The sequence below is a fragment of the Blautia faecis genome, from assembly GCF_020554845.1.
GTDB classification, from domain to species: Bacteria; Bacillota; Clostridia; order Lachnospirales; family Lachnospiraceae; genus Blautia_A; species Blautia_A faecis.
Genome location: NZ_JAJCIA010000001.1, coordinates 112875 through 134269 on the forward strand (window position 1 = coordinate 112875; position 21395 = coordinate 134269).

General features: G+C 37.6%; 31 protein-coding genes. All 31 read left to right on the top strand.

Features of this window, described 5'->3' with window-relative positions; translation table 11 throughout:
- The first annotated feature begins 1 nt into the window (after nt 1).
- Nucleotides 2-4336 carry a DUF5906 domain-containing protein gene (locus tag LIZ66_RS00570; RefSeq protein WP_227200021.1) on the top strand — a complete coding sequence of 1445 codons (4335 nt, stop codon included), beginning with the start codon at nt 2-4 and terminating at the stop codon, nt 4334-4336.
- A gap of 18 nt (nt 4337-4354) precedes the next feature.
- Complete coding sequence (locus LIZ66_RS00575) at nt 4355-4867, top strand: hypothetical protein (protein ID WP_226818651.1); 513 nt, start codon at nt 4355-4357, stop codon at nt 4865-4867.
- A gap of 29 nt (nt 4868-4896) precedes the next feature.
- The gene (locus LIZ66_RS00580; RefSeq protein ID WP_226818653.1) at nt 4897-5178 is read left to right on the top strand and encodes a hypothetical protein; all 282 of its coding nucleotides are present in this window, start codon (nt 4897-4899) and stop codon (nt 5176-5178) included.
- Between the two features lie 10 nt (nt 5179-5188).
- Nucleotides 5189-5497 carry an L-tyrosine decarboxylase gene (locus tag LIZ66_RS00585; protein WP_195982776.1) on the top strand — a complete coding sequence of 103 codons (309 nt, stop codon included), beginning with the start codon at nt 5189-5191 and terminating at the stop codon, nt 5495-5497.
- Nucleotides 5485-6714 carry a DEAD/DEAH box helicase family protein gene (locus LIZ66_RS00590; RefSeq protein ID WP_226818654.1) on the top strand — a complete coding sequence of 410 codons (1230 nt, stop codon included), beginning with the start codon at nt 5485-5487 and terminating at the stop codon, nt 6712-6714. Before LIZ66_RS00585 ends, LIZ66_RS00590 begins: the two co-directional genes overlap by 13 nt.
- A 184-nt stretch (nt 6715-6898) precedes the next feature.
- Complete coding sequence (locus tag LIZ66_RS00595; RefSeq protein ID WP_195982778.1) at nt 6899-7054, top strand: hypothetical protein; 156 nt, start codon at nt 6899-6901, stop codon at nt 7052-7054.
- A 2-nt stretch (nt 7055-7056) separates the two neighbouring features.
- Nucleotides 7057-7239 (top strand): hypothetical protein, encoded by a 183-nt coding sequence (locus LIZ66_RS00600; protein ID WP_226818657.1) that lies wholly within the window; start codon nt 7057-7059, stop codon nt 7237-7239.
- On the top strand, nt 7236-8201 hold the full coding sequence (locus LIZ66_RS00605; protein ID WP_227199980.1) for a DUF5662 family protein: 966 nt from the start codon (nt 7236-7238) through the stop codon (nt 8199-8201). The genes LIZ66_RS00600 and LIZ66_RS00605 overlap by 4 nt, the downstream gene beginning before the upstream one ends.
- Nucleotides 8194-8403, top strand: a complete 210-nt coding sequence (locus LIZ66_RS00610; protein WP_195982781.1) for a hypothetical protein — start codon at nt 8194-8196, stop codon at nt 8401-8403. The genes LIZ66_RS00605 and LIZ66_RS00610 overlap by 8 nt, the downstream gene beginning before the upstream one ends.
- A 189-nt stretch (nt 8404-8592) precedes the next feature.
- Nucleotides 8593-9141, top strand: a complete 549-nt coding sequence (locus LIZ66_RS00615; RefSeq protein WP_226818663.1) for a LemA family protein — start codon at nt 8593-8595, stop codon at nt 9139-9141.
- A 4-nt stretch (nt 9142-9145) separates the two neighbouring features.
- Complete coding sequence (locus tag LIZ66_RS00620; RefSeq protein WP_226818665.1) at nt 9146-9904, top strand: hypothetical protein; 759 nt, start codon at nt 9146-9148, stop codon at nt 9902-9904.
- Between the two features lie 20 nt (nt 9905-9924).
- Complete coding sequence (locus LIZ66_RS00625) at nt 9925-10623, top strand: hypothetical protein (RefSeq protein ID WP_226818666.1); 699 nt, start codon at nt 9925-9927, stop codon at nt 10621-10623.
- Between the two features lie 72 nt (nt 10624-10695).
- Nucleotides 10696-11016, top strand: a complete 321-nt coding sequence (locus LIZ66_RS00630; protein WP_195982784.1) for a nucleoside triphosphate pyrophosphohydrolase family protein — start codon at nt 10696-10698, stop codon at nt 11014-11016.
- Nucleotides 11013-11492, top strand: coding sequence for a BRO-N domain-containing protein (locus LIZ66_RS00635; RefSeq protein WP_226818667.1), 480 nt, complete (start codon nt 11013-11015; stop codon nt 11490-11492). The genes LIZ66_RS00630 and LIZ66_RS00635 overlap by 4 nt, the downstream gene beginning before the upstream one ends.
- On the top strand, nt 11482-11676 hold the full coding sequence (locus LIZ66_RS00640; protein ID WP_226818669.1) for a hypothetical protein: 195 nt from the start codon (nt 11482-11484) through the stop codon (nt 11674-11676). The genes LIZ66_RS00635 and LIZ66_RS00640 overlap by 11 nt, the downstream gene beginning before the upstream one ends.
- 137 nt (nt 11677-11813) lie before the next feature.
- Complete coding sequence (locus LIZ66_RS00645) at nt 11814-12023, top strand: hypothetical protein (RefSeq protein WP_226818670.1); 210 nt, start codon at nt 11814-11816, stop codon at nt 12021-12023.
- Nucleotides 12017-12199: a hypothetical protein gene (locus LIZ66_RS00650; RefSeq protein WP_226818672.1), complete on the top strand. Its 183-nt coding sequence runs from the start codon at nt 12017-12019 to the stop codon at nt 12197-12199. Before LIZ66_RS00645 ends, LIZ66_RS00650 begins: the two co-directional genes overlap by 7 nt.
- A gap of 27 nt (nt 12200-12226) precedes the next feature.
- Nucleotides 12227-12430 (top strand): hypothetical protein, encoded by a 204-nt coding sequence (locus LIZ66_RS00655; protein WP_226834024.1) that lies wholly within the window; start codon nt 12227-12229, stop codon nt 12428-12430.
- Between the two features lie 163 nt (nt 12431-12593).
- Nucleotides 12594-12767: a hypothetical protein gene (locus LIZ66_RS00660; protein ID WP_226818684.1), complete on the top strand. Its 174-nt coding sequence runs from the start codon at nt 12594-12596 to the stop codon at nt 12765-12767.
- Nucleotides 12768-13268: 501 nt separating this feature from the next.
- Nucleotides 13269-13556, top strand: a complete 288-nt coding sequence (locus LIZ66_RS00665) for a hypothetical protein (protein WP_226818686.1) — start codon at nt 13269-13271, stop codon at nt 13554-13556.
- Nucleotides 13557-13582: 26 nt separating this feature from the next.
- Complete coding sequence (locus LIZ66_RS00670; RefSeq protein WP_226818688.1) at nt 13583-13744, top strand: hypothetical protein; 162 nt, start codon at nt 13583-13585, stop codon at nt 13742-13744.
- A 10-nt stretch (nt 13745-13754) separates the two neighbouring features.
- Nucleotides 13755-14129, top strand: coding sequence for a hypothetical protein (locus LIZ66_RS00675; protein ID WP_227199982.1), 375 nt, complete (start codon nt 13755-13757; stop codon nt 14127-14129).
- Nucleotides 14119-14322, top strand: a complete 204-nt coding sequence (locus LIZ66_RS00680) for a hypothetical protein (RefSeq protein WP_195982793.1) — start codon at nt 14119-14121, stop codon at nt 14320-14322. The genes LIZ66_RS00675 and LIZ66_RS00680 overlap by 11 nt, the downstream gene beginning before the upstream one ends.
- Nucleotides 14323-14707: 385 nt before the next feature.
- Nucleotides 14708-14896: a hypothetical protein gene (locus LIZ66_RS00685; RefSeq protein ID WP_226818692.1), complete on the top strand. Its 189-nt coding sequence runs from the start codon at nt 14708-14710 to the stop codon at nt 14894-14896.
- 232 nt (nt 14897-15128) lie between these two features.
- Nucleotides 15129-16184, top strand: a complete 1056-nt coding sequence (locus LIZ66_RS00690) for a hypothetical protein (protein ID WP_226818693.1) — start codon at nt 15129-15131, stop codon at nt 16182-16184.
- 165 nt (nt 16185-16349) lie between these two features.
- Entirely contained in the window at nt 16350-16640 is a 291-nt protein-coding gene (locus LIZ66_RS00695; protein WP_226834026.1) for a hypothetical protein, read from the top strand.
- Nucleotides 16612-17169: a PD-(D/E)XK nuclease family protein gene (locus LIZ66_RS00700; protein ID WP_227199984.1), complete on the top strand. Its 558-nt coding sequence runs from the start codon at nt 16612-16614 to the stop codon at nt 17167-17169. Before LIZ66_RS00695 ends, LIZ66_RS00700 begins: the two co-directional genes overlap by 29 nt.
- A 3-nt stretch (nt 17170-17172) precedes the next feature.
- Nucleotides 17173-19950 (top strand): helix-turn-helix transcriptional regulator, encoded by a 2778-nt coding sequence (locus tag LIZ66_RS00705; RefSeq protein ID WP_227199986.1) that lies wholly within the window; start codon nt 17173-17175, stop codon nt 19948-19950.
- 9 nt (nt 19951-19959) lie between these two features.
- A complete protein-coding gene (locus tag LIZ66_RS00710; RefSeq protein WP_195982799.1) occupies nt 19960-20202 on the top strand; it encodes a hypothetical protein in 243 nt (80 codons plus the stop codon).
- A 438-nt stretch (nt 20203-20640) separates the two neighbouring features.
- The gene (locus tag LIZ66_RS00715) at nt 20641-20979 is read left to right on the top strand and encodes a hypothetical protein (RefSeq protein WP_226818697.1); all 339 of its coding nucleotides are present in this window, start codon (nt 20641-20643) and stop codon (nt 20977-20979) included.
- Nucleotides 20957-21388: a hypothetical protein gene (locus tag LIZ66_RS00720; RefSeq protein WP_330663524.1), complete on the top strand. Its 432-nt coding sequence runs from the start codon at nt 20957-20959 to the stop codon at nt 21386-21388. The genes LIZ66_RS00715 and LIZ66_RS00720 overlap by 23 nt, the downstream gene beginning before the upstream one ends.
- The last annotated feature ends 7 nt before the right edge of the window (nt 21389-21395 follow it).

The window sequence follows — 21395 nt, forward strand, 5'->3', positions numbered from 1 at the left end:
GATGATGGATTTTATGATAATTTCAACACGTTCCAACAAACGCGGAATAATTGAAATCTATCCTAAATTTATAATCAAAAAAAGTTCTGATTTGATGATCCGCGGCGGTGATTTTTATGCTATCTGGATTGAGGAACGAGGATTATGGTCTACGGACGAACAAGATGCATTGCAACTTATCGACCGTGAATTGGATAGATATGCCGAAGAAAATAGAACGAAATTCAATTCGGACATAAAAGTTCTGCATATGTGGGACGCTGAATCTAAAATGATAGATTCGTGGCACAAATATTGCCAGAAGCAAATGAGAGACAATTTTCATGCGCTTGACGACAAACTTATATTTTCAAACATGGAAACAAATAAAAAAGACTACGCCAGCAAAAAGTTGAGTTATCCGCTTGAAGCTGGCGATTTGTCTGCTTATGAGAAATTAATGTCTACTTTATATTCTGAAGAAGAACGAACGAAAATAGAGTGGGCTATAGGTTCTATCGTATCTGGAGAGTCAAAGAAAATACAGAAATTTATGGTTCTTTATGGCGCACCAGGATCTGGAAAGGGAACGGTTTTAAATCTCATACTTTCATTATTTGAGGGTTATTACTCAGTATTCGATGCAAAAGCATTGGGATCGAGTAGTAACTCTTTTGCATTGGAAGCATTTAAAGCCAACCCACTTGTCGCGATTCAGCATGATGGTGACTTGTCTAAAATTGAGGATAATACTAGACTGAACAGTTTAGTTTCTCACGAGCTTATGACTGTGAACGAGAAGTTTAAATCTGCATATTCCAGTAGATTTAATGCTTTCTTATTTATGGGAACTAACAAAGTAGTAAAAATAACAGATGCAAAATCGGGTCTTATAAGACGACTGATTGATGTATCACCCTCTGGGAATAAATTAAGTCCGAAAGAATACAAAGCAATTGTAAGTCAGATTGATTTTGAGTTGGGCGCGATTGCTTATCATTGTAAAAATGTATATTTAGCAAATCCTGGCAGATATGATGATTACATTCCAATCACCATGCTTGGTGCATCAAATGATTTCTACAACTTTATAATTGATTCTTATCACGTATTCAAGAAAGAAAACGGAACTACACTAAAAGCAGCATGGGAGATGTACAAAACTTATTGCGATGAGGCGAAGGTGAGTTATCCGTTTTCGCAGAGGGTGTTTAAAGAGGAACTTAAAAACTATTTCAGAGATTTTCAGGAAAGATTTAATTTGGACGATGGAACCAGAGTGAGGAGCTATTACGTGGGATTTCGAACTGAAAAATTCGAAGCGGAAATCGTATCGGATAATTCTTCGGAAGGGATAGCAACTAACGCTATAGAACTTCACGATAGTGCTGTTTCCATATTTGATGAGATGTGTGGGGATTGCCTGGCACAATATGCTTCGGACAATGAAACTCCTCAGAAAAAATGGGAAAAAGTAACTTCTAAATTATCAGAGATAGATCCAACAAAACTCCATTACGTAAAAGTTCCAGAAAATCATATCGTTATTGATTTTGATATTCCAGATGAGCAAGGGAATAAATCTTTAGAAAAGAATATGACAGAAGCTAGTAAATGGCCTCCGACATATGCCGAACTCTCTAAATCTGGACAAGGTGTGCATCTTCATTATATTTACACTGGAGATCCAGCTGCATTGAGCAGAGTATATGACGACCATATTGAAATTAAGGTCTTTACTGGAAAAAGCTCATTGAGACGTAAGTTGTCCAAATGTAACAATCAACCTATCGCAAAGATTAGCTCTGGTTTACCACTGAAAGGAGATAACAAAATGGTAAATTTTGAAGCAATAAAAAGCGAGAAAGGGCTTAGAACACTGATAAAACGAAATCTCAATAAAGAGATTCATCCTGGAACTAAGCCGAGTATCGATTTTATATACAAAATATTGGAAGACGCATACAAAAGTGGTCTTCAGTACGATGTAACAGATATGCGGAATGCAATATTAGCATTCGGTGCAAATAGTACACACCAAGCAGAATATTGCGTGAAGCTTGTAAGTAAGATGCACTTTAAATCAGAAGAACCAGCCTGCGCTGTAAAAAATGAAAAGGCAAAGCTGGTCTTTTATGATATTGAAGTTTTTCCAAACTTGTTTCTTGTCAATTGGAAGATGGAAGGCGTCGGAAAACCGGTAATACGTATGATCAATCCTACACCACAGGAAATTGAGGAACTTATGCAATTTCGGCTGGTTGGATTTAACTGTCGCAGATACGATAATCATTTCTTATATGCGCGACTTATGGGGTATACCAACGAACAGCTTTATAATCTTTCACAAAGAATTATTAAAGGTGGTCCAAATTGCTTCTTTGGTGAGGCGTATAACGTATCGTATACGGACGTTTACGATTTTGCATCCGCTGGAAACAAGAAGAGCTTAAAGAAGCTTGAAATTGAGATGGGAAATCTTTCTGAAGAGAAGCTCAAAAAGAAAGGATTTTCAGATTTCGAAATTCAGATCATCAAAGCTGGAACTCATCATCAGGAACTTGGACTTCCATGGGACCAGCCGGTACCAGAGGAATTATGGATTAAGGTCGCTGAATATTGTGACAACGATGTTATAGCAACTGAGGCAGCATTTACATATCTGAAAGCCGATTGGACCGCAAGACAAATTCTGGCAGATTTAGCAGAAATGACTGTAAACGATACAACCAATAGTCTTACAACCAGAATTATATTTGGTAAAAATCGTAATCCTCAGAATGAATTTCATTATAGGGATTTATCAAAGCCTGTTGGTACGCTTGATCAGGAAAGTCTTGATTTCTTAAAAGAAGCTTGCCCTAAAATGATGGAAGATTTTCATTATGGTTGGAAAAATAACGGTAAGGAAAAAGTTCCATTTGAAGAATCCAGTATTCTACCATATTTCCCTGGGTATGAATTTGAGTGTGGAAAATCGACCTATAGAGGCGAAGAAGTCGGAGAGGGTGGATTTGCACAAGGTGCTCCTGGAATGTATGGAAATGTTGCGCTTTTGGATGTTTCATCAATGCACCCGCATAGTGTAATCGCAGAGGTGCTATTCGGACCTAAGTTTACAAGAGCGTTCCGGGAAATTGTTGAAGGACGAGTGAGCATCAAACATGAGGCATGGGATATTGTGAATACTATGCTGGATGGAAAACTTACTCCATATATTCAGAGGGTTATTGATGGCGATATGACATCGAAAGATTTAGCAAATGCGTTAAAGACAGCCATCAACTCGGTGTACGGACTCACATCCGCTTCATTTGCTAATCCATTTAAAGATCCAAGAAATATTGACAATATTGTAGCTAAACGTGGAGCTTTATTCATGATTGACTTGAAGAACGAAGTTCTCAATCGTGGGTTCCAGGTAGCACATATCAAGACCGATTCGATTAAGATTCCGGATGCAACACCGGAGATAATTCAGTTTGTCATGGATTTCGGAGAACGATATGGCTATACATTTGAGCACGAAGCTACATATGATCGGATGACTTTAGTCAACGATGCGGTTTATATTGCCAAGTATAAGGATGCAGAGGATTGTAAGGCATTATATGGATATATCCCAGGAGACAATAAAAAGAATGGTGGAAAGTGGACTGCTACAGGAACTCAGTTTCAGATTCCATATGTATTTAAAAAGCTGTTCAGCGGAGAAGAAATCGCATTTGAAGATATGTGCGAGACCAAATCGGTGAGCAGCTCTTTATATTTGGATTTAAATGAAACTTTACCAGATGTATCAAAAGAAGAAAAAGAATTTGCCAAAGCAGAAAGTGACTATAAAAAAGGTCTTATTTCCGACATCACATTTGAATCTACCTGCCAGGAATTGAATCCGAAAATCGCGAAGGGACATAATTACAGATTCGTTGGAAAAGTTGGTCAGTTCTGTCCGATGAAAGAAGGATATGGTGCTGGATTACTTATGCGTGAAAAAGACGGTAAGTATTACGCGGCAACCGGTTCCAAAGGATATCGGTGGATGGAATCGGAAATGGTTAAAGAGCTTGGAAAAGAGGACGGAATCGACCATTCTTATTATGACAAGCTTGTTGATGAAGCTGTGAAGACTATTTCTCAGTATGGCGATTTTGAATGGTTTGTGTCCGACGATCCATATATTGAAGAGCTTGGAGCAAACGATGCAGACTGTATGCCTTGTGGTGATGGAAAGTACAAGAGTTGCTACGATTGCCCCGATTTCAAGAACGATTATCCGTTAAACATGTCCTGCGATAAAGGCTTTAATATCGGAGATGTTTTGATGGGGCTTTGCATGAATAAACCAGAAAATTAATAAGGAGATATTTTAACAATGAGAGACAATTTAGTAATTATCGAGGGAACAAAATTTATTTACAAAACAAATTTCTCTGGTGATCCAGATAGAGACACTTATGGAAATACTCAGAGAAAAGGGAATCTGATTATTCCGGATATTGAGCAGGCAAGAAGACTTATCGATGAAGGCTTCAATGTTAAACTGACAAAGCCGAAACCAGGAGAGGAAGAAGGATTTATTCCAAGATATTATGTAGCCATCAAAGTGAACTACGAGAGCGAATGGCCGCCTAAAATTTTCTTAATGACAGGCGAGAACGATCGTCATGGAGTCCTTCTGGATGCGGAATCTGTTAGTAATATCGATTACATGTGGATCGATAACGTGAATGTTGTTCTGAATAAATACGAGGGAAAGAACGGAAAATCTCTCTGGGTTAAGAGTATGGAAGTATTCCAGAAAATGGATGACGATCCGATTAGTATGAGACATTCCGATGTAAATCGCGATCAGTCTGATGAGGAAGATGATATTCCATTTAACTAAGCATTTCGTAATTTTGAAAGGAGATCAAGATGAACGAATTTGAACTTGGACAGATAGTGTGTACCCGTGGTATCGCAGAAGCGATGAAAAAAGACCGAAATTTATATTTATTCATTTTGGATGCCTTGTATGGGAAGTATTGCAAATGTGACTGGGGTGATACCTGTGAAGAAGATGTTAGAAGTAACAACGAAGCTGTAAAAAATGGTGAGAGAATTTTAGCTGCTTATATGTATGGTGATACGAAAATTTGGATAATCACTGAATGGGATAGAAGTGCAACAACGATTCTTTTTCCAGAAGAATATTGATGGAGGGCTCATGAAAAAAAGATATTCCATAAGTTCATTCCAATGCTGTCAATCAATAGAAAATTTTTATGCAAACGTTGCCAAAATAATCGGAATTACTGTAACCGACAATACGGTTTATGATTGCAGAAAGATAAGAGTAACCGTACCGGTGCAGAACTGTATTTTCGCATATTATAAAGAAAACGGATTTTCTAATGCTGCAATTTCATGTAACTGGCTTATGAGAGGTCCGAAAGCAGATCTGACTGGCGACGATTTAGCATTTGAAGTTGAAGATGGATTCACAAGCGAAAGTGGAGACTTATGTGCGCATTAGAATTACGTGAGTATCAACTAAAAGCTGTTGAGCAAATGAAAAACGGATGTATTCTTTGTGGTGGAGTTGGTAGCGGGAAATCTAGAACATCTTTGGCGTATTATTACGTCCGTAATGGTGGCTGCCTGGAAACGGATGAGTATATGCCTATGGATGATCCGCCGAAAGACTTATACATAATTACAACTGCTCGAAAGAGAGATACTTTAGAATGGGAGGGTGAGCTTGCGCCCTTCCTTCTTTCTACTCACGAAGATGTTAATTTATATTGTAATAAAGTAATTGTTGATTCTTGGAACAATATAAAAAAATATTCCGATGTTAGAAACGCATTCTTTATATTTGACGAGCAGAGAGTTATAGGTTCTGGAACATGGGTTAAAGCGTTCTTGAAGATTGCGAAATCAAACGAGTGGATTCTTTTATCAGCAACACCTGGTGATACTTGGCAGGATTATATTCCGGTATTTATAGCAAATGGATTTTATAAAAACCGGAGCGAATTTATAAGGGAGCATGTTATATACAGCCGATTTAGTAAATTTCCAAAGATTGACAGGTATATAGATACTGGAAGATTGATCCGTTTACGAAACTCCATTCTCGTGAATATGGATTTCAAACGCCAGACCGTTTCGCATCATGAAGATATCTATGTCAAATACGATGTTTCAGAATACAAAATGGCTGGGAAAAACAGATGGAATCCCTTCAAGCAAGAACCAATCATTAATGCGGCTGAATTATGTTATGTTTGGCGAAAGATAGTTAATACCGATACATCCAGGCAAATCGCATTATTGGAAATCATTGAGAAACATCCAAAAGCAATTATATTTTACAATTTTGATTATGAATTGGAGTTGTTAAAACAGATTTTATCTGAATATGAGATTGCAGAATGGAACGGACATAAGCATCAGCCTATACCAACAGGCTCGGCGTGGGTATATTTGGTACAGTACAATGCCGGAGCAGAAGGATGGAATTGTATTACAACTGACACAATAGTATTCTTTTCTCAGAATTATTCTTACAAAATAATGTCACAGTCAGCTGGACGGATTGACAGAATGAATACTCCATTTACGGATTTATATTATTATCATTTGAAATCGAGATCTGGTATAGACCTAGCTATTAGTAAGGCTCTGAAAGAGAAGAAAACATTCAATGAAACGAGATGGTTTAATAAAAGTCGGGGGCATTCGGTGTAAAGGATGGTGGATTGACGTGCAAATACTGAAAACATTAAAAACATTGACTATGTTTATATGGATGTTATCTATTAAATTAAAAATGTTATCAGAAGAAGAGTTTAATGCTTTGATAACGTGCTGTACTTATGAAGAGACTGTATACGCATTTTTACTTCGATATTGTGTATGAATGAGGTGTCACATGGAAAATATTTACAGAGAAGTAAATTTTGAAAAATATTGTCCTACTTGCGAGCATAAGAAAAAGGATGAAAAATTTGATCCTTGTAATGATTGTTTAGCAGAGGGCATGAACACAAATTCAGAAATACCAATCTATTGGAAGGGGGAGGAATGATAATGGTAGAAAGTGTTATTGTTAGCGTGAATTTTCCAGATGATGGTGGTGAAGACACTGGGATATTATTAGTAGGAAAACCAAAACCAGGTCACGCTTCAGAAATCATCAATGCATTTGAGGGAAAGGCAGCACGAGAACTTTATAAGAAATTGACGAAAAGAAAGGTGGTGCCAGAGGCATGAGCTTTCAATACGATCAGTATCTGGCACAGCACCGATCAAATGTAAAAAGAGGATATGAATGGCTATGTGAGAATTTACCAGATGTAATAAAAGACGCTGTGAATGCTGGATGGCAGACTGGATTTGCTCACGATCAGTCTAAGGATGAGCCGGATGAGTACAACGCTTACGACGCATATTTTTATGGTAATAATCGTTCTTTTAAAGTTGTACAGGATTACCAGCGAGCTTGGCTCTTACATATTCATCGTAATCCGCATCATTGGCAACATTGGGTATTAATCAATGACGATCCAAAAGAAGGAGAAATCGTGTTGGAGATGCCATACGATTATATTATTGAAATGATCTGCGACTGGTGGGCGTTCAGCTGGGCACAGGAAAATCTGGATGAGATATTCAACTGGTATGAAGAACATTCAAAGTATATGAAGCTTGCTCCCGACACAAGGAAAACTGTAGAAGATATTCTCAGTAAGATCAAGGTTAAGCTGGACGAGGATAGCAATGCGGAAATTCAGCATAGTGGAGTCAAAGGTATGAAATGGGGTGTTAGAAATGGTCCACCATATCCGATAGAAGAAAATAAAAAGGTTGCAAAAGTTCGCAGACATGATAATCTTGTAGAAGAAGCAATTCATTCTGGGGAAGTATCCAAGACAGTCAATAAAGATAAACAAAAGCGTCATACCAAATCAGACCATTTACCAGGAAGAAGCTATCTTGATGGTGATGTAGAATATGCTCAGAAGTTGGTTGATAAGTATGGCGGTAAAGGCGAATCAAGATTAGATCGCAACGGACACTGGAATCATCGAGAACGTATTACTGCCGATCATGATATTGGTACGTACGTTGATGAAAGCGGAAACGAAGTTGTATCTAACACAGCTATGATCGTATATTCTAAAACGGGAACGCACGTTTATCCAGCAAGAAGAAAGGAGAAAAATAATGCTTAGTCAGAGTCTTGAAGGAAAAAGAGTTAAAATAATTTGCACAGATGGAGAAGAATTTGAAGGAATTGTTTCGGATTATATATTTCCAGACGACAACGAACCAGAGGGAATCGCAGCAATCGACATTGAAGATTGTCCACAGAGACCTGGATTGTGTATCGGCTTCAATGAAGATGAAATCGAGTCAATTGAAGTATTGGGGTAGACCATGAACCATTTTACCGTTCTCATTCATATACGGATGATATAAATCTTTATCCATGCTAATCCCCCCTTCCATATATTTTTGTGGAATACAGCATATAGCGTAACAAAGAAAAAGTCAATAAATTTATAAACTGACCCATAAGTCTTAACTGGCTTGTGGGTTTTATTTAATTGGAGGAAAATTGAAATGAAAAAATCAAGTTGGAAGTTAATTCTTATTATTGTTGCAGGAATTCTTGCGGTTGTCATGTTAGGCGTATTCGGAGTGCAGAGCTCGCAGAATAAAGCTTTTTCACTGGAGGAGCAGGTGAATACAGCTGATTCAGACATCAAAGTTCAGGAAAAAAGACGTGTGGATCTGGTTTATAACCTTGTAGATTGTGTAAAGCAGTACGATAAACACGAAGCTGATACACTTACTGCTATCGTAGAAGGACGAGGTTCAACCGGAGATATCGAAAATGTTACCACTGCGATTGCAGCTGTAAGCGAGGCTTATCCGGAATTAAAATCTAATGAAAATTATAAGGAATTGATGAATGAACTTTCTATTACAGAAAATCTAATTGCGGAATATCGCAGTAACTACAACAAACAGATAAAGGTATACAGACGTTATGTAAGAAAATTCCCTACACGAATCTTTTTAGATATTCTCGGCTATGAGCTTCAGGAGTATACATATTTGAATTACGATGCTCCAGTTGATGCTCCACAGAATTTGTTCGGGGAATAAGCTTATGAAGAAATGGAACAGATTTGATTTCGGAGACTTTGAAATCACAAAAAGAGAGATCTTAGTAAGTATATCTATCATTGCAGTTCTGTTACTCATTGGCTTTATAATTTCCGGCAAAATCTCAGACCATTTGATGGATAAAAACGAAAAGTATAACAAAGCGGTAAAGATTAAAGAACAAGATCTGTTTGAATATGGTATGCGGACTGATATTGGAAACGCATTTATCTATGGTGATTTGGAAGCTGTTGACACTGTTACTTATCCGGAGATTGGTGGAAAGTATATGTATGTGAGAAAGGTTGAAGAGCATTACACGAGACATACTCGTAAGGTAGCTCACACAAGGACTGTGAATGGAAAATCCCACACATATTATACGACGGAAGTTTATTGGTCATGGGATTATGTCAGGAGTGAGGATAAGACTTGCAAAGAGGTATCTTACTTGAAACATATATTCTCAAGTAAGAAGATTCAATTACCGGACGACGATTATATTGACACATTAAAGGAATCTTCCCATGTACGTTTCAAATACTATGGAGTTGGTTTGAAGTACACTGGGACGATATTTACAGAATTAAAAAATAAAACAATAAAAAATAATTCACCATTCTATGAGAATATGACGATTGATGAGACCGTAGATCACTTAGAATCCGATTTTGCGTTATGGTTATTCTGGATTTTCTGGATAATTTTAATCGGAGCATGTGTCTACGGTTTTTATTATCTTGACAATGAATGGCTTGAATAAAAAGAAAGGAGATTACGAAAATGAGCAAAATTAAGAGAGAAAAATCAAAAATGGAGTTATGGGCTGAAAATGAGGTAAAGATTGCTTGCCATCGTAAAGGGGACGAATTCGATTATGGTTGTGCCAGCTATGAAAGCGCACTGAAAGCATTTAAAACCCTTTGCAAAGATGAACATTCTGGAGCGAGTATTATGTTTACTAAAGCTATTCTCAATCGAATGATTACTGGTAAGCCTCTTACACCAATCGAAGATACTGAAGATGTGTGGAATGAAGTACACGGCAGAAAGGATGCTTCTAAACATTACCAGTGCAAGAGAATGAGCTCTCTGTTCAAGGATGTTAAACCCGACGGAACTGTTAAGTATACAGATGTGGATCGTTTTCATGGAGTCAATATTTCCAATCCACATTGTAGTTATCACAGCGGTTTGATTGATACTGTGATGAGCGAACTATTTCCTATCGCAATGCCTTATATGCCTTTGATCGACGCATATCGTGTTTTTACAGAAGATTTCCTAGTAGATCCAAAGAACGGCGACTACGATACGGTTGGTATTTTATATGTAGTAACCCCTAAGGGTGAAAAAGTTGAAATCAACCGATATTTCAAAGATGCACCGGTAGGATTTGCTGAGATTGATGAAAAAGAATATCTGGAGAGAAAAGAAGCAGCAAAAGCACGACTAGAGAAAGCTGGTGATAATAATGCTTAATTTTATTATCGGATTTATTATTGGCGTTATTCTTGGAGTCTTTATGCTTCTCTTTGTACAGGGAGGAACAAGATGAAACGCTATAATTTTATTAAAGGGATGAATAGTAACTTGGAACTTTCTGATAAAGAACGTCGGCGCATATTAAGACGGAGTGTAGAGAAAGATCCATGGAAATTGAAGTGTACCATTGCTATGGAAGAATTTGCAGAATTACAACAGCAGGTAAGCAAAGAAATTCGAGGATATCACGATCAATATGGACTCTTGGAAGAGATGGCAGATGCTTATATTTGTCTGAATTTCCTTGAGTCCATTTTTAATATTAGCCCGGAAGAAATTCAGAAGGCTATTGATGTGAAATTATATAGAGAAAAGGGGAATCTCAAATGAGTAGAAATATTGAAATCGCAGGAACCATATCTTTCGGTGGAAAGCTTCTTAATGTGTATGGAGATCTTGATGCTCCGTTATTTAAGGCTAAGGACATTAGCCATGTTATCGAATATAGTTCTGGTAACGAATGGAAAATGCTTGAGATGTGTGAAGACGACGAAAAGCTGAAACTACCAATGGTAGTAGCAGGTCAGCGGCGATCCGTCAACTTTGTAACTGAGAATGGGTTGTACAATATTCTTTCCCAGAGTCGTATGGAGATCGCGAGAGCTTGGAGACGAATTGTGCATGACGAACTCATTAACATGAGAAGAACCAAAGGGCGAAATATCGCAGAGCAATTTGAAGAATGGGACCATGCTCTGGATAATATCTACTTTGATGAAGAAACTGGAAAACTCATGCAGTCAGTAACTGTGCAGGGCGGAGACGTTGAGCAGATTCCTTATGAGGAAGATTCAGATGGAGATTGATAACGTTAAGGATTGCATAGAGGTCAAAATTCATGCTGGATTAGTTATTGACAATAAGACTTTTGAATTGTGCATGGGCTTAATTGCTGCATATGCCAGAAACGAAGGTCTGAAGGGATTGGATATTCGTTTTAGCGATTTTGGTGGAGGATATTTAAAGAAGAAACAAAAGAATGATATTTAATAATGCGGTTTAGGTCACAGTGACGACTTCCAGGTACGAAAAACTACCTAAGCGGAATGAATGTAACACGAGAGTTAGCACCCCGGACGACGCGGCATAGTCCACCGCCCGCATTATTTTGAAAGGAGAAAATCGTTATGAGAAAAACAAAACATAATGCGTTGGATGAAAATGCGATTTATGGCGCGCCTATTTGGAAATCCGATGGAGCAAAAGGCTCCGGGTTTGTTGAAGATTATAACAGGGAATTGTCACCACATCCTTCTTTTAGTTGTGGACTTACTCCTGTATCTAAAAACGTTTTTATGAGTTTGACTATTCACAGAGGAAGGGGAGGACAATGGTAGAGTTTGTTGGGAACTGGGGAGAAAGACCAGAGAGCGAAACAGTAAGATGGAGAAATGATGTAACGGCTGCTAAAGAGCTTTGTTACCCAAAAGATGTTGTGAGAAAAATTGAGGATGAATCTGATCCGTACAAACGGCAGCGGATGCTTTGCGATGCAAGACACAAATATTTATAATGTATGTTCTTTTGAAAGGAGACTATGATGTACAGCTTTAAGATTTTTATATTTTTATGGATTCTTATTGGGGCAATATTTTGCTTATATGCTCTTTCCACTGACAAAATAAAAGTACTTGTAAACGAGAGACCTCTTTTGGAAACAGCCATAGCTATGATGTATGCCATGATTGCTAGTCCATACTGGCTGATTGCGGGAATTATTAAAGTACTGTTTAGTAAAGGGTGACATAAAAGTCCGTGAAATTCCAGATCCTTGGGAAGTACATGGCACTGCTGAATACGCTAAAATGTGTCCAGATCAGTTAATAACAATAGCGGAGATGGAGGCTGACGCAAGACGAGCGATACCAGCTGATAAGATTAAGACTGGAAGTAAGGAGGACTGATATATGAAATATATTATTGCAAAAATAATTGAATTTGCAGCGATTTGTGCGGTTGCTATAATTTTAATTAAAATGGGATATGGTGGTGAGACCTGGCAGTATTGGGTAATTTTAGTACTAATGACTGTGTATGGTGGTGCGTTCGCATGCGAGAAAGACAAAGAGGAATTGGAATGACGGTAACGGTGTTTATAGTATTAATTATGACAATCTTCTGGATGCTGCTGCAATTTATTTTACCAGGTTTGAACGATACATTGTGCATCATATTCTATTATCTAACCATGTGCTTACTCGGCATGTGGTGTTTTTATTATATTGGAGTCGTTATGGCGGAAATGAGGTAGAAAATGGATGAGATTTTATGTATTTTAATAATCTTCGTTATTTACATATTGGCGAAGATATTTTAATAGAAAGGAACTATTATGGACGATTTAAAGTGGTGTTTAAAAATTATCTCGATCATGATTGGCGTCGTCTTATATGTTTCTATATGGTGGGCAATGCCATCGGGAGTCAATTATTATAAAAAACATCCAGATAATAACGGATGGAATTTCGTATATCTTATGTACAAGTTTTGGATTATTGGGCATATTATTGCCACATTGCTGGCATTCATATGGGCGTGGAATTAAGTGAATTTGGTTCGTCAGAAAAGGAGAAAAATAATATATGGAAATGAAAAGGGTAAAAGTCGCAACACACGAAGAGTTGGAGATATTGCAGAAAAGTGTTGACGGAATATTAAGTTTTGTATTGGACGTTCGAAATATTTTCGGCTATGACTGCTTTGTTGAAGAAACGGAGGAGGAAATCAAAATCGTTCGTAAATTATATGATTTACTTGTCTTCAGTATGGAACCCGACGATCTGAATGAACAATTAAAAGAGTTAGAATCAGAAGATCCGAAAGCATGCACATTTATTTACCGATTCATCAAAACAAAATTGAATAAATAATTTAGCTGTGAGAGGAGAAAAATAACATGTGGAGAGAAGAGTTAATTTTGAATAAGATATTTGCAATCATTACGATTCTTATTGGAGCGTTGTCAGTCCCGGTTGAGTGGGATGCAACGTTCTTTTTATTTACTTTAATTGTCGGCGGATATCTGTTCTTTGCCAAACGAAACTGGATCGCATTGTGAGGTGACGGTTATGGGAAGAGCCGAGCGAAGAAGAGAACAGAAACAGGAACAAAAATCTAAAACGGTTGCATACAATCTCACAAAAGAGCAATTAGATGTAATGGTTCGTGAGAAAATTGGAGAAGAACTTGTACGAATCAAGAGGGAAGCTACCGATGAAGCTGTAAACACAGCACTTACTCTGTTGCTGACCTTACCCTTAGAGGTTCTCATGGACCATTTTTGGAAAAAATCATACCCGCAAAAGATTCCTAAGTTTGCCGATCTTTTGATTGATTATTATGAGAAATGGCAGGACGGCGAACTGGATTTGGATGAGTTAAAAGAAGACCTCTGGAAATATGGGGGAGTAAAATTCAGGGAGGGACAGATCAATGGTAAATGACGATATGAGAAAGAACAGTGAAGGGTATTCTGATCCAACTGTTTACAATGCTTTGAAGAATATTGAGAAGGATGGGGATGAAAGATTTCATAAACTTCTCGATGCGATCTTCACTATTTGTGAGCTTTCCGGGTTCCATATCGAAGAAAGAATCATTGTGAAAGACAAGAAAACTGGTAGAATTTGGAGGTAAAAAGTGACGAATATTTCTAATCTAGGATAGAATTTCGTCTAATCTAGGTTAAAAATCCTGGTAGTAACAGGTCATTTTTCTGCCCACTTTTGGGTTTTAGGATTTGACCAAAGCCCACTTATTTTTGACCAGAGCGAAAAATTTGAAGAAAAATGGAGCAGAAAATCGGAATTTTGGTCAAATTTCTGGCCATTTGCCCGGTTTCTGCCCACTTTTAAAACCCCACTTTGACCACGAAAAACCCAGTATTTATGCGGGTTTGCGGGCTTTTTGCCCACTTTCCCACTTTTTTCTTTAAACTATTATGATAAAAAAATTAATATAATATATAAATATGGCCAATAAAAGTGGGCTTTTGACCAAAACCGAAAAAGGAGTGATTTTTATGAGTGCAAAAAGAAAAGTGAGCTGGCGAGATATATTTGACAATTTCAAAACTGTATATCCAACCTTGTCAAAAAATGCAAGAGATTTTAGACCACATGATTATATGAGCATTATCGTATATTTCAGAGATGGAAGCCAGATGATCTATGATGATGTTAGAAAACGAGGAAAACTTATTGTTGCCTAAATTACTCTTTCTTTTCTTTTTGATTCGTGATATACTAAATACGCCACACAATCGTATATCGCATAAAACGTTCAAGGGAATAGCTTCGGTAAAAAGTGTATTCTCTCTTTTACTTATACCCTTGAACGGTACGAGATTGTGTGGCAACAATGGGAGAAGCATTTTTTCGGTGCGTCTCTATGGGGCGCACTTTTTTTAATGCTCTTAATTTACCATTGGATGGAGGAAGAGTATGAGTGAATCGGAGAATAATTCAATAATGCAACTGATGGAATTGGAGAATGATTTTAAGTTGGAGGCAGTTAACACACCATACGATCTCGCCAATGGATATATTAAGATTGGTTTAACTAATGATCAAAAGTGCCAAATGAGCAATGCCATTCAGCATTTACCAGAAATGTTTGCTACTAGTTCAATGGCTAATGCGTATATCGCAAAATTTCCAGATGGTATTAATCGTACGCTTGTGTCATTAAAGCAAGGTGGATTCATGAGTTTCTGGAAAAAAGAAAATGGTCAATTTGGTGGAACCGCATCGTTATATCCATTAAAGAATGAGGCGATGATACTCGGTGCATTTTCAGCAATGGCGTTTGCGTCGGGACAGTATTTTATTACGCAGGTTAATTCCGAACTAAAGAAGATAAATCAGAACATTGATAAAATTCTGGAATTCTTATATGGGGATAAGAAGGCTGAGCTTCTATCGGAAGTGAGTTTTGTTAAGTATGCTTATGAAAACTTTTCATCCATTATGGCTCATGACGAACAACGAGTAGCTACAATTGCAAGTCTTCAGGAGGCAAAAAAGGTTGCCATTAAAGATGCTGAATTTTACATGAACGATTTGGACTTAACCGTGAATGGAAAAGATGGTATAGAAAAGTTAGTTGGAAATGCGTTCCAGATAAAAGAGAGTTTAGAGTTATCGATTCAGTTGTATGGAATGAGCAGTATTTTGGAAACATATTTTTCTCAAAATTATGATGCCGAATTTATCAAGTACATTGATCGGGAGATGACAGCGTATATCGATAAGTGTGAAAAAAGAATGCTTAGCAGTTTTAGCATTTTGAAAAAGCATATAGCTGATTATAAAGGTCGATGGCTTGAAAAGATTGATAAATCTCAATACGAAAAAGATGTTTGTGAATTGATCGATTCGTTGAATAACGGTGAGGAATCTGTAATGAGAAAAACGCTTCGGAAAACATTGCGTGCAGTTTCCGAGGTAAAAGAATTTTATATTTCCCAAAGTGGAGATGTGTATTTGAAAAAAAATTAAATTATATTTGTAGACAGAGATGCTTAATGTGTCACTGTCTATTTTTTTTGTCTTCTTTTGGTACGCGAAAAAAACATTCCCTTTTATGAAGAGAAGAGGTAAAATAAGTATTTTTATAAAACTTCTTCTCTTTTTATGTTGTAAAAATTAGAAAGGAGTTAGCTCATGCTAGAGAATAAGTTCCAGGCGAATCTGATAAAGGAACTGAAAAAAAGATTTCCTGGTTGCATTGTTATGAAAAACGATCCCACATATATTCAAGGGATTCCAGATTTACTTGTTCTTCACAAAGACAAATGGGCGGCTCTGGAATGCAAGAAATCAGCGGGCGCAAAGAGACAACCAAATCAAGAATACTATGTGGATCGCATGAATCAAATGTCATTCTCAAGATTTGTGTATCCCGAGAACAAAGAGGAGGTACTTGATGAACTTCAACAAACATTCCAATCTTGAAGGACAGCACGCCTTTCTTGGTGCCAGTAAATATCATTGGATAAATTATAGTGAGGATAAAGTTGCAGAGGCTTATTCGAAGTTTCTTGCAACACAGAAAGGAACTGTATTACATGCTTTTGCAGCCCAGTGTATATCATTGGGACAGAAGCTACCGAAGTCTCAGAAAACATTAAACATGTATGTTAACGATGCTATAGGTTTCAAAATGACACCAGAACAGGTGCTTTATTATTCTGATAATTGCTTTGGAACTGCGGATGCAATTCTATTTAGAAATGGATTACTAAGAATTCATGATCTGAAAACCGGGCAGATTCCAGCTCACATGGAGCAGCTTGAAATATATGCTGCTCTTTTTTGTTTGGAATATAAAGTAAAACCCTGCGATATTGAGATGGAGTTAAGATTATACCAGAATAATGAGATTCTGTATCATAATCCAACAGCTGAAGACATCGTTCCAATTATGGATAAGATTATTACTTTCGATAAGGTAATTAAGAGATTGAAAGATCAGGAGGGATAAACCGTGAACTCGATTCTGGAAGATATTTTAATGCATTACGGAATGCCAAGACGTTCCGGACGTTATCCTTGGGGATCTGGTGATGATCCATATCAGCACAGTGGCGATTTTCTTAGCAGAGTGCAGGAACTGAAGAAAACTGGAATGAGTGAGACTGATATTGCTAAAAATATTGGTTTGACAACCACCCAGCTTCGTACTCAGATAAGCCTTGCAAAAGATGAACGTCGTTCTCTTCAAGTTGCAACGGCGAAAGGACTTCGTGAAAAAGGATATAGTCTTAACGAGATTGCTGATAAGATGGGTTTTTCCAATGATTCATCTGTTCGATCGCTTTTGAATGAGAATTCTGAAAGGCGAATGAACCAGGCTAAAGCGACAGCTGATATCATTCGAAAAGAAATTAAAGAAAAAGGAATGATAGATGTAGGCACTGGTGTAGAAAGAGAATTGGGGGTTTCCAAAGAGAAACTTAATCAGGCTCTTTATATTCTGGAATTAGAGGGTTATCCGGTTTATGGCGGAGGCGTACCGCAAGCTACTAATCCCGGAAAACAGACAAATATCAAAGTCATTTGTCCACCAGGAACAGAGCATAAGGATATTTATAATTTCGAGAATGTCCATTCCTTGCGAAATTATATTTCTTACGACAACGGTGATTCTTTTAGAAAAGCGTTTGAATATCCGGAAAGCTTGAGTTCCAAGAGATTAAAGATTCGATACGCTGAAGATGGCGGTGTCGATAAGGATGGGGTCATTGAGCTTCGAAGAGGTGTAAAAGATATTTCTCTTGGCGATTCTCATTATGCCCAAGTTCGAATCATGGTTGACGGAACCCATTATCTTAAAGGCATGGCAGTATATTCTGATAATATGCCAGATGGCGTTGATGTTATATTCAATACCAATAAGCATTCTGGGACACCAACAAAAGATGTATTGAAAAAAATCAAAGATGATCCGAATAATCCATTTGGTTCGCTTATCAAAGAACATGGCGGTCAGAGCTACTATGACGATCCAAATGGAAAATATACAGATCCTCTTACTGGAAAGAAACAATCATTGTCTGTAATTAATAAGCGAGCCGAAGAAGGTGATTGGGGTGAATGGAGTAAATCACTTTCATCACAGTTCTTGTCTAAACAGAGTCTTAGTTTAATTACAAAACAGCTTGGATTAGCAAAAGCGGATAAGCAGTCGGAGTTCGATGAGATTTGTTCTCTTACCAATCCGACAGTAAAGAAAATATTGCTTAAATCCTTTGCCGATGATTGTGATGCAGCAGCCGTTCATTTAAAGGCAGCATCGCTTCCGAGACAGAGTTACCAGGTAATATTGCCCCTACCATCATTAAAAGATAATGAGGTTTATGCTCCAAACTATAAGGATGGCGAAACAGTGGCATTAATTCGCTATCCTCATGGCGGAACTTCAGAAATTCCGATTCTGAAAGTAAACAACAAATCACTAGAAGGAAAGAGTGTTCTTGGTAATACCCCAATGGATGCGATTGGTATTAATAAAACAAATGCTGATCGATTATCTGGAGCTGACTTTGATGGTGATACGGTTATGGTAATTCCATGTAATTCAACTTCCAGCAAAGTTAGAATTACTTCAACACCACAGTTAAAAGGACTGATCGGATTTGATACTAAAGAAGCGTATGGTCCAGATTCGAGCTCTCCTGTAAAAGTTGAAACCGTTGGTTCAAGAGAGATAGAGTACTATTCAAGAAATGGAAAGACCTATAAGAAAATGGGCAATAAACAAATCGAAATGGGGAAAGTCTCTAACTTGATTACGGATATGACTTTGAAAGGAGCTACCGAAGAAGAACTTACCAGAGCAATCCGTCACAGCATGGTTGTTATTGATGCAGAGAAACATGCTTTGGATTACAAGCAGAGCGAGATCGATAATGGTATTGCCTCGTTAAAGAAAAAGTATCAAGGTAGCATTGATAAAGATGGCAATTATCATGAGGGTGCTTCAACGTTGATTTCCAGAGCTAAATCTGAAACTCAGGTTTACAAGAGAAAAGGTTCTCCAATAATCAATGAAGATGGTTCCTTATCATACAAAACCGTAAAAGAAGAGTATGTCGATAAAAATGGTAAACTCAAATTCAGAATGCAAAACAGTACCAAGATGGCAGAAGCTAAAGATGCTCGTGAGTTATCTTCCGGTACTCCGCAAGAGGAAGCCTATGCTGATTATGCTAATACCATGAAATCATTGGCGAACCAGGCTCGAAGAGAGATGATTAATACTGGTAAGATTGCCTATTCCGCCGCTGCTAAGAATACCTACCAGGGGGAAGTTAAATCATTGTCTGCAAAACTTAACATTGCATTATCGAATGCGCCAAGGGAGAGACAGGCACAGGTGATGGCGAATGCAACTGTGGCAGCAAAGAAGAAAGAAAATCCAGACATGACAAAAGCTGAGATAAAAAAAGCAAACCAGCAGGCATTATCTTCAGCAAGAACCTCTGTGGGGGCGCATCGCACACCTGTCGAGATTACAGATCGAGAATGGGAGGCTATCCAGGCGGGAGCTATTAGTGAGAATAAACTTATTCAAATTCTGAATAATACAAATATTGATACTATTCGTCAGCGAGCAACTCCGCGAGCTACAAATTCTTTGAGCACAGCAAAACAGCATAGAATTTCAGCAATGCGTGCTTCTGGCTATACAACTTCAGAGATTGCAGATGCTCTTGGCGTATCAACTTCTACAGTTTCAAAGTATTTAAATGGAAAGGGATGAGAGTGTTAAATGACAGCAGATTGTGCATTAACCACGATTGATAATCCTTTTGATCCTTTTAAACAATTTGATGAATGGTTCATGTTTGACGAGGAAAAAGGATATCATTCAACTTCTTATTTAGGACGAATTGCTCGAACATCTGATCAGCTTTCTGATGAAGAAAATAGAATTGAAGTTGAGAGAGCAATTGATGAAATCATCAAGTATGATTTTAGAGGAATCTATAAGAAGGTAAAGAACTTAAATTAAAAAGAGAAAACCATCCGTGCTTATAGGCAGAAAAGAAAAAAATAAATATTCAGTTACAACATAACACAAATCAACAATAATTATCGTTTTGTAGTAATTGAAGTGCAACAAATTCACATAATCATCCACGTGAAAGTAATCAAATCTATAAAAGACAAGTCATTAGGACTGGAACGATGATAATTAGGGATAGAGGGGGCTTGCTAAAAATGCACCCCCTCCCCGCATCGCCCCGGTCTTTATTTTTTCCCCGGGGGATATTTTTTGAAAAACAAATCGGACTGGTGCTTGAACAGGCTTATGAGTTTATTGATATTGGCTGCCTTTTTATCTCCTTTCGGCAGATGGAATGCTTATCAGAATTCTCATAAGTCTGTTTAAACACCAGGAAAAGTGCGTATAAACTATCGATCAACTTACAGAAAGGAGGCATCAAGTATGGGAAAAGTAAAGCAAAAAGCATCAAAAGACAGTTCTTCCATGATGCGTCCGGCTCTAACACCTGAGGCAAGGGAAAACCAACTTATTTCCTTAGCTGTGGATCTTGCTGAAAAACAGTTAAGAGAAGGGACTGCTTCATCCCAGGTTATAACACATTATTTGAAATTAGGTTCAACAAAAGAACGAATCGAAAAAGAAATACTTGAAAAGCAAAAAGATTTAATCGACGCCAAAACACAAAATCTTAAATCTATGGAAAGACAGGAGCAGATGTATGCTGAAGCATTAAAGGCGTTTCGAGGATATAGTGGTCATGGGGATGAAGAAGATGATTAGAACATATTCCGAATTGATCAAGTTGAAAACTTTTAAAGACCGATTTGAATATCTGAAGCTGGACGGAATTGTTGGAGAAGAAACATTCGGATTTGATCGGTACATGAATCAGATATTTTATAAGTCCAGAGAATGGACTTCTGTCAGACGAGCGGTCATTATTCGGGATAATGGATGCGACCTTGGAGTGGAGGGTTATGAGATACATGGGAAGATACTTATTCATCATATGAACCCGATTAATTTGAGTGACATAGTACATAAAACTGATGAGCTTTTGAATCCAGATTATCTTATTACAACAGTGTTATCTACACATAATGCTATTCATTACGGTGATGCGAGTTTATTACCTGCATTGCCAATTGAACGGAGGGCAAACGATACATGTCCATGGAAAAGAAATTAAGGGGGTG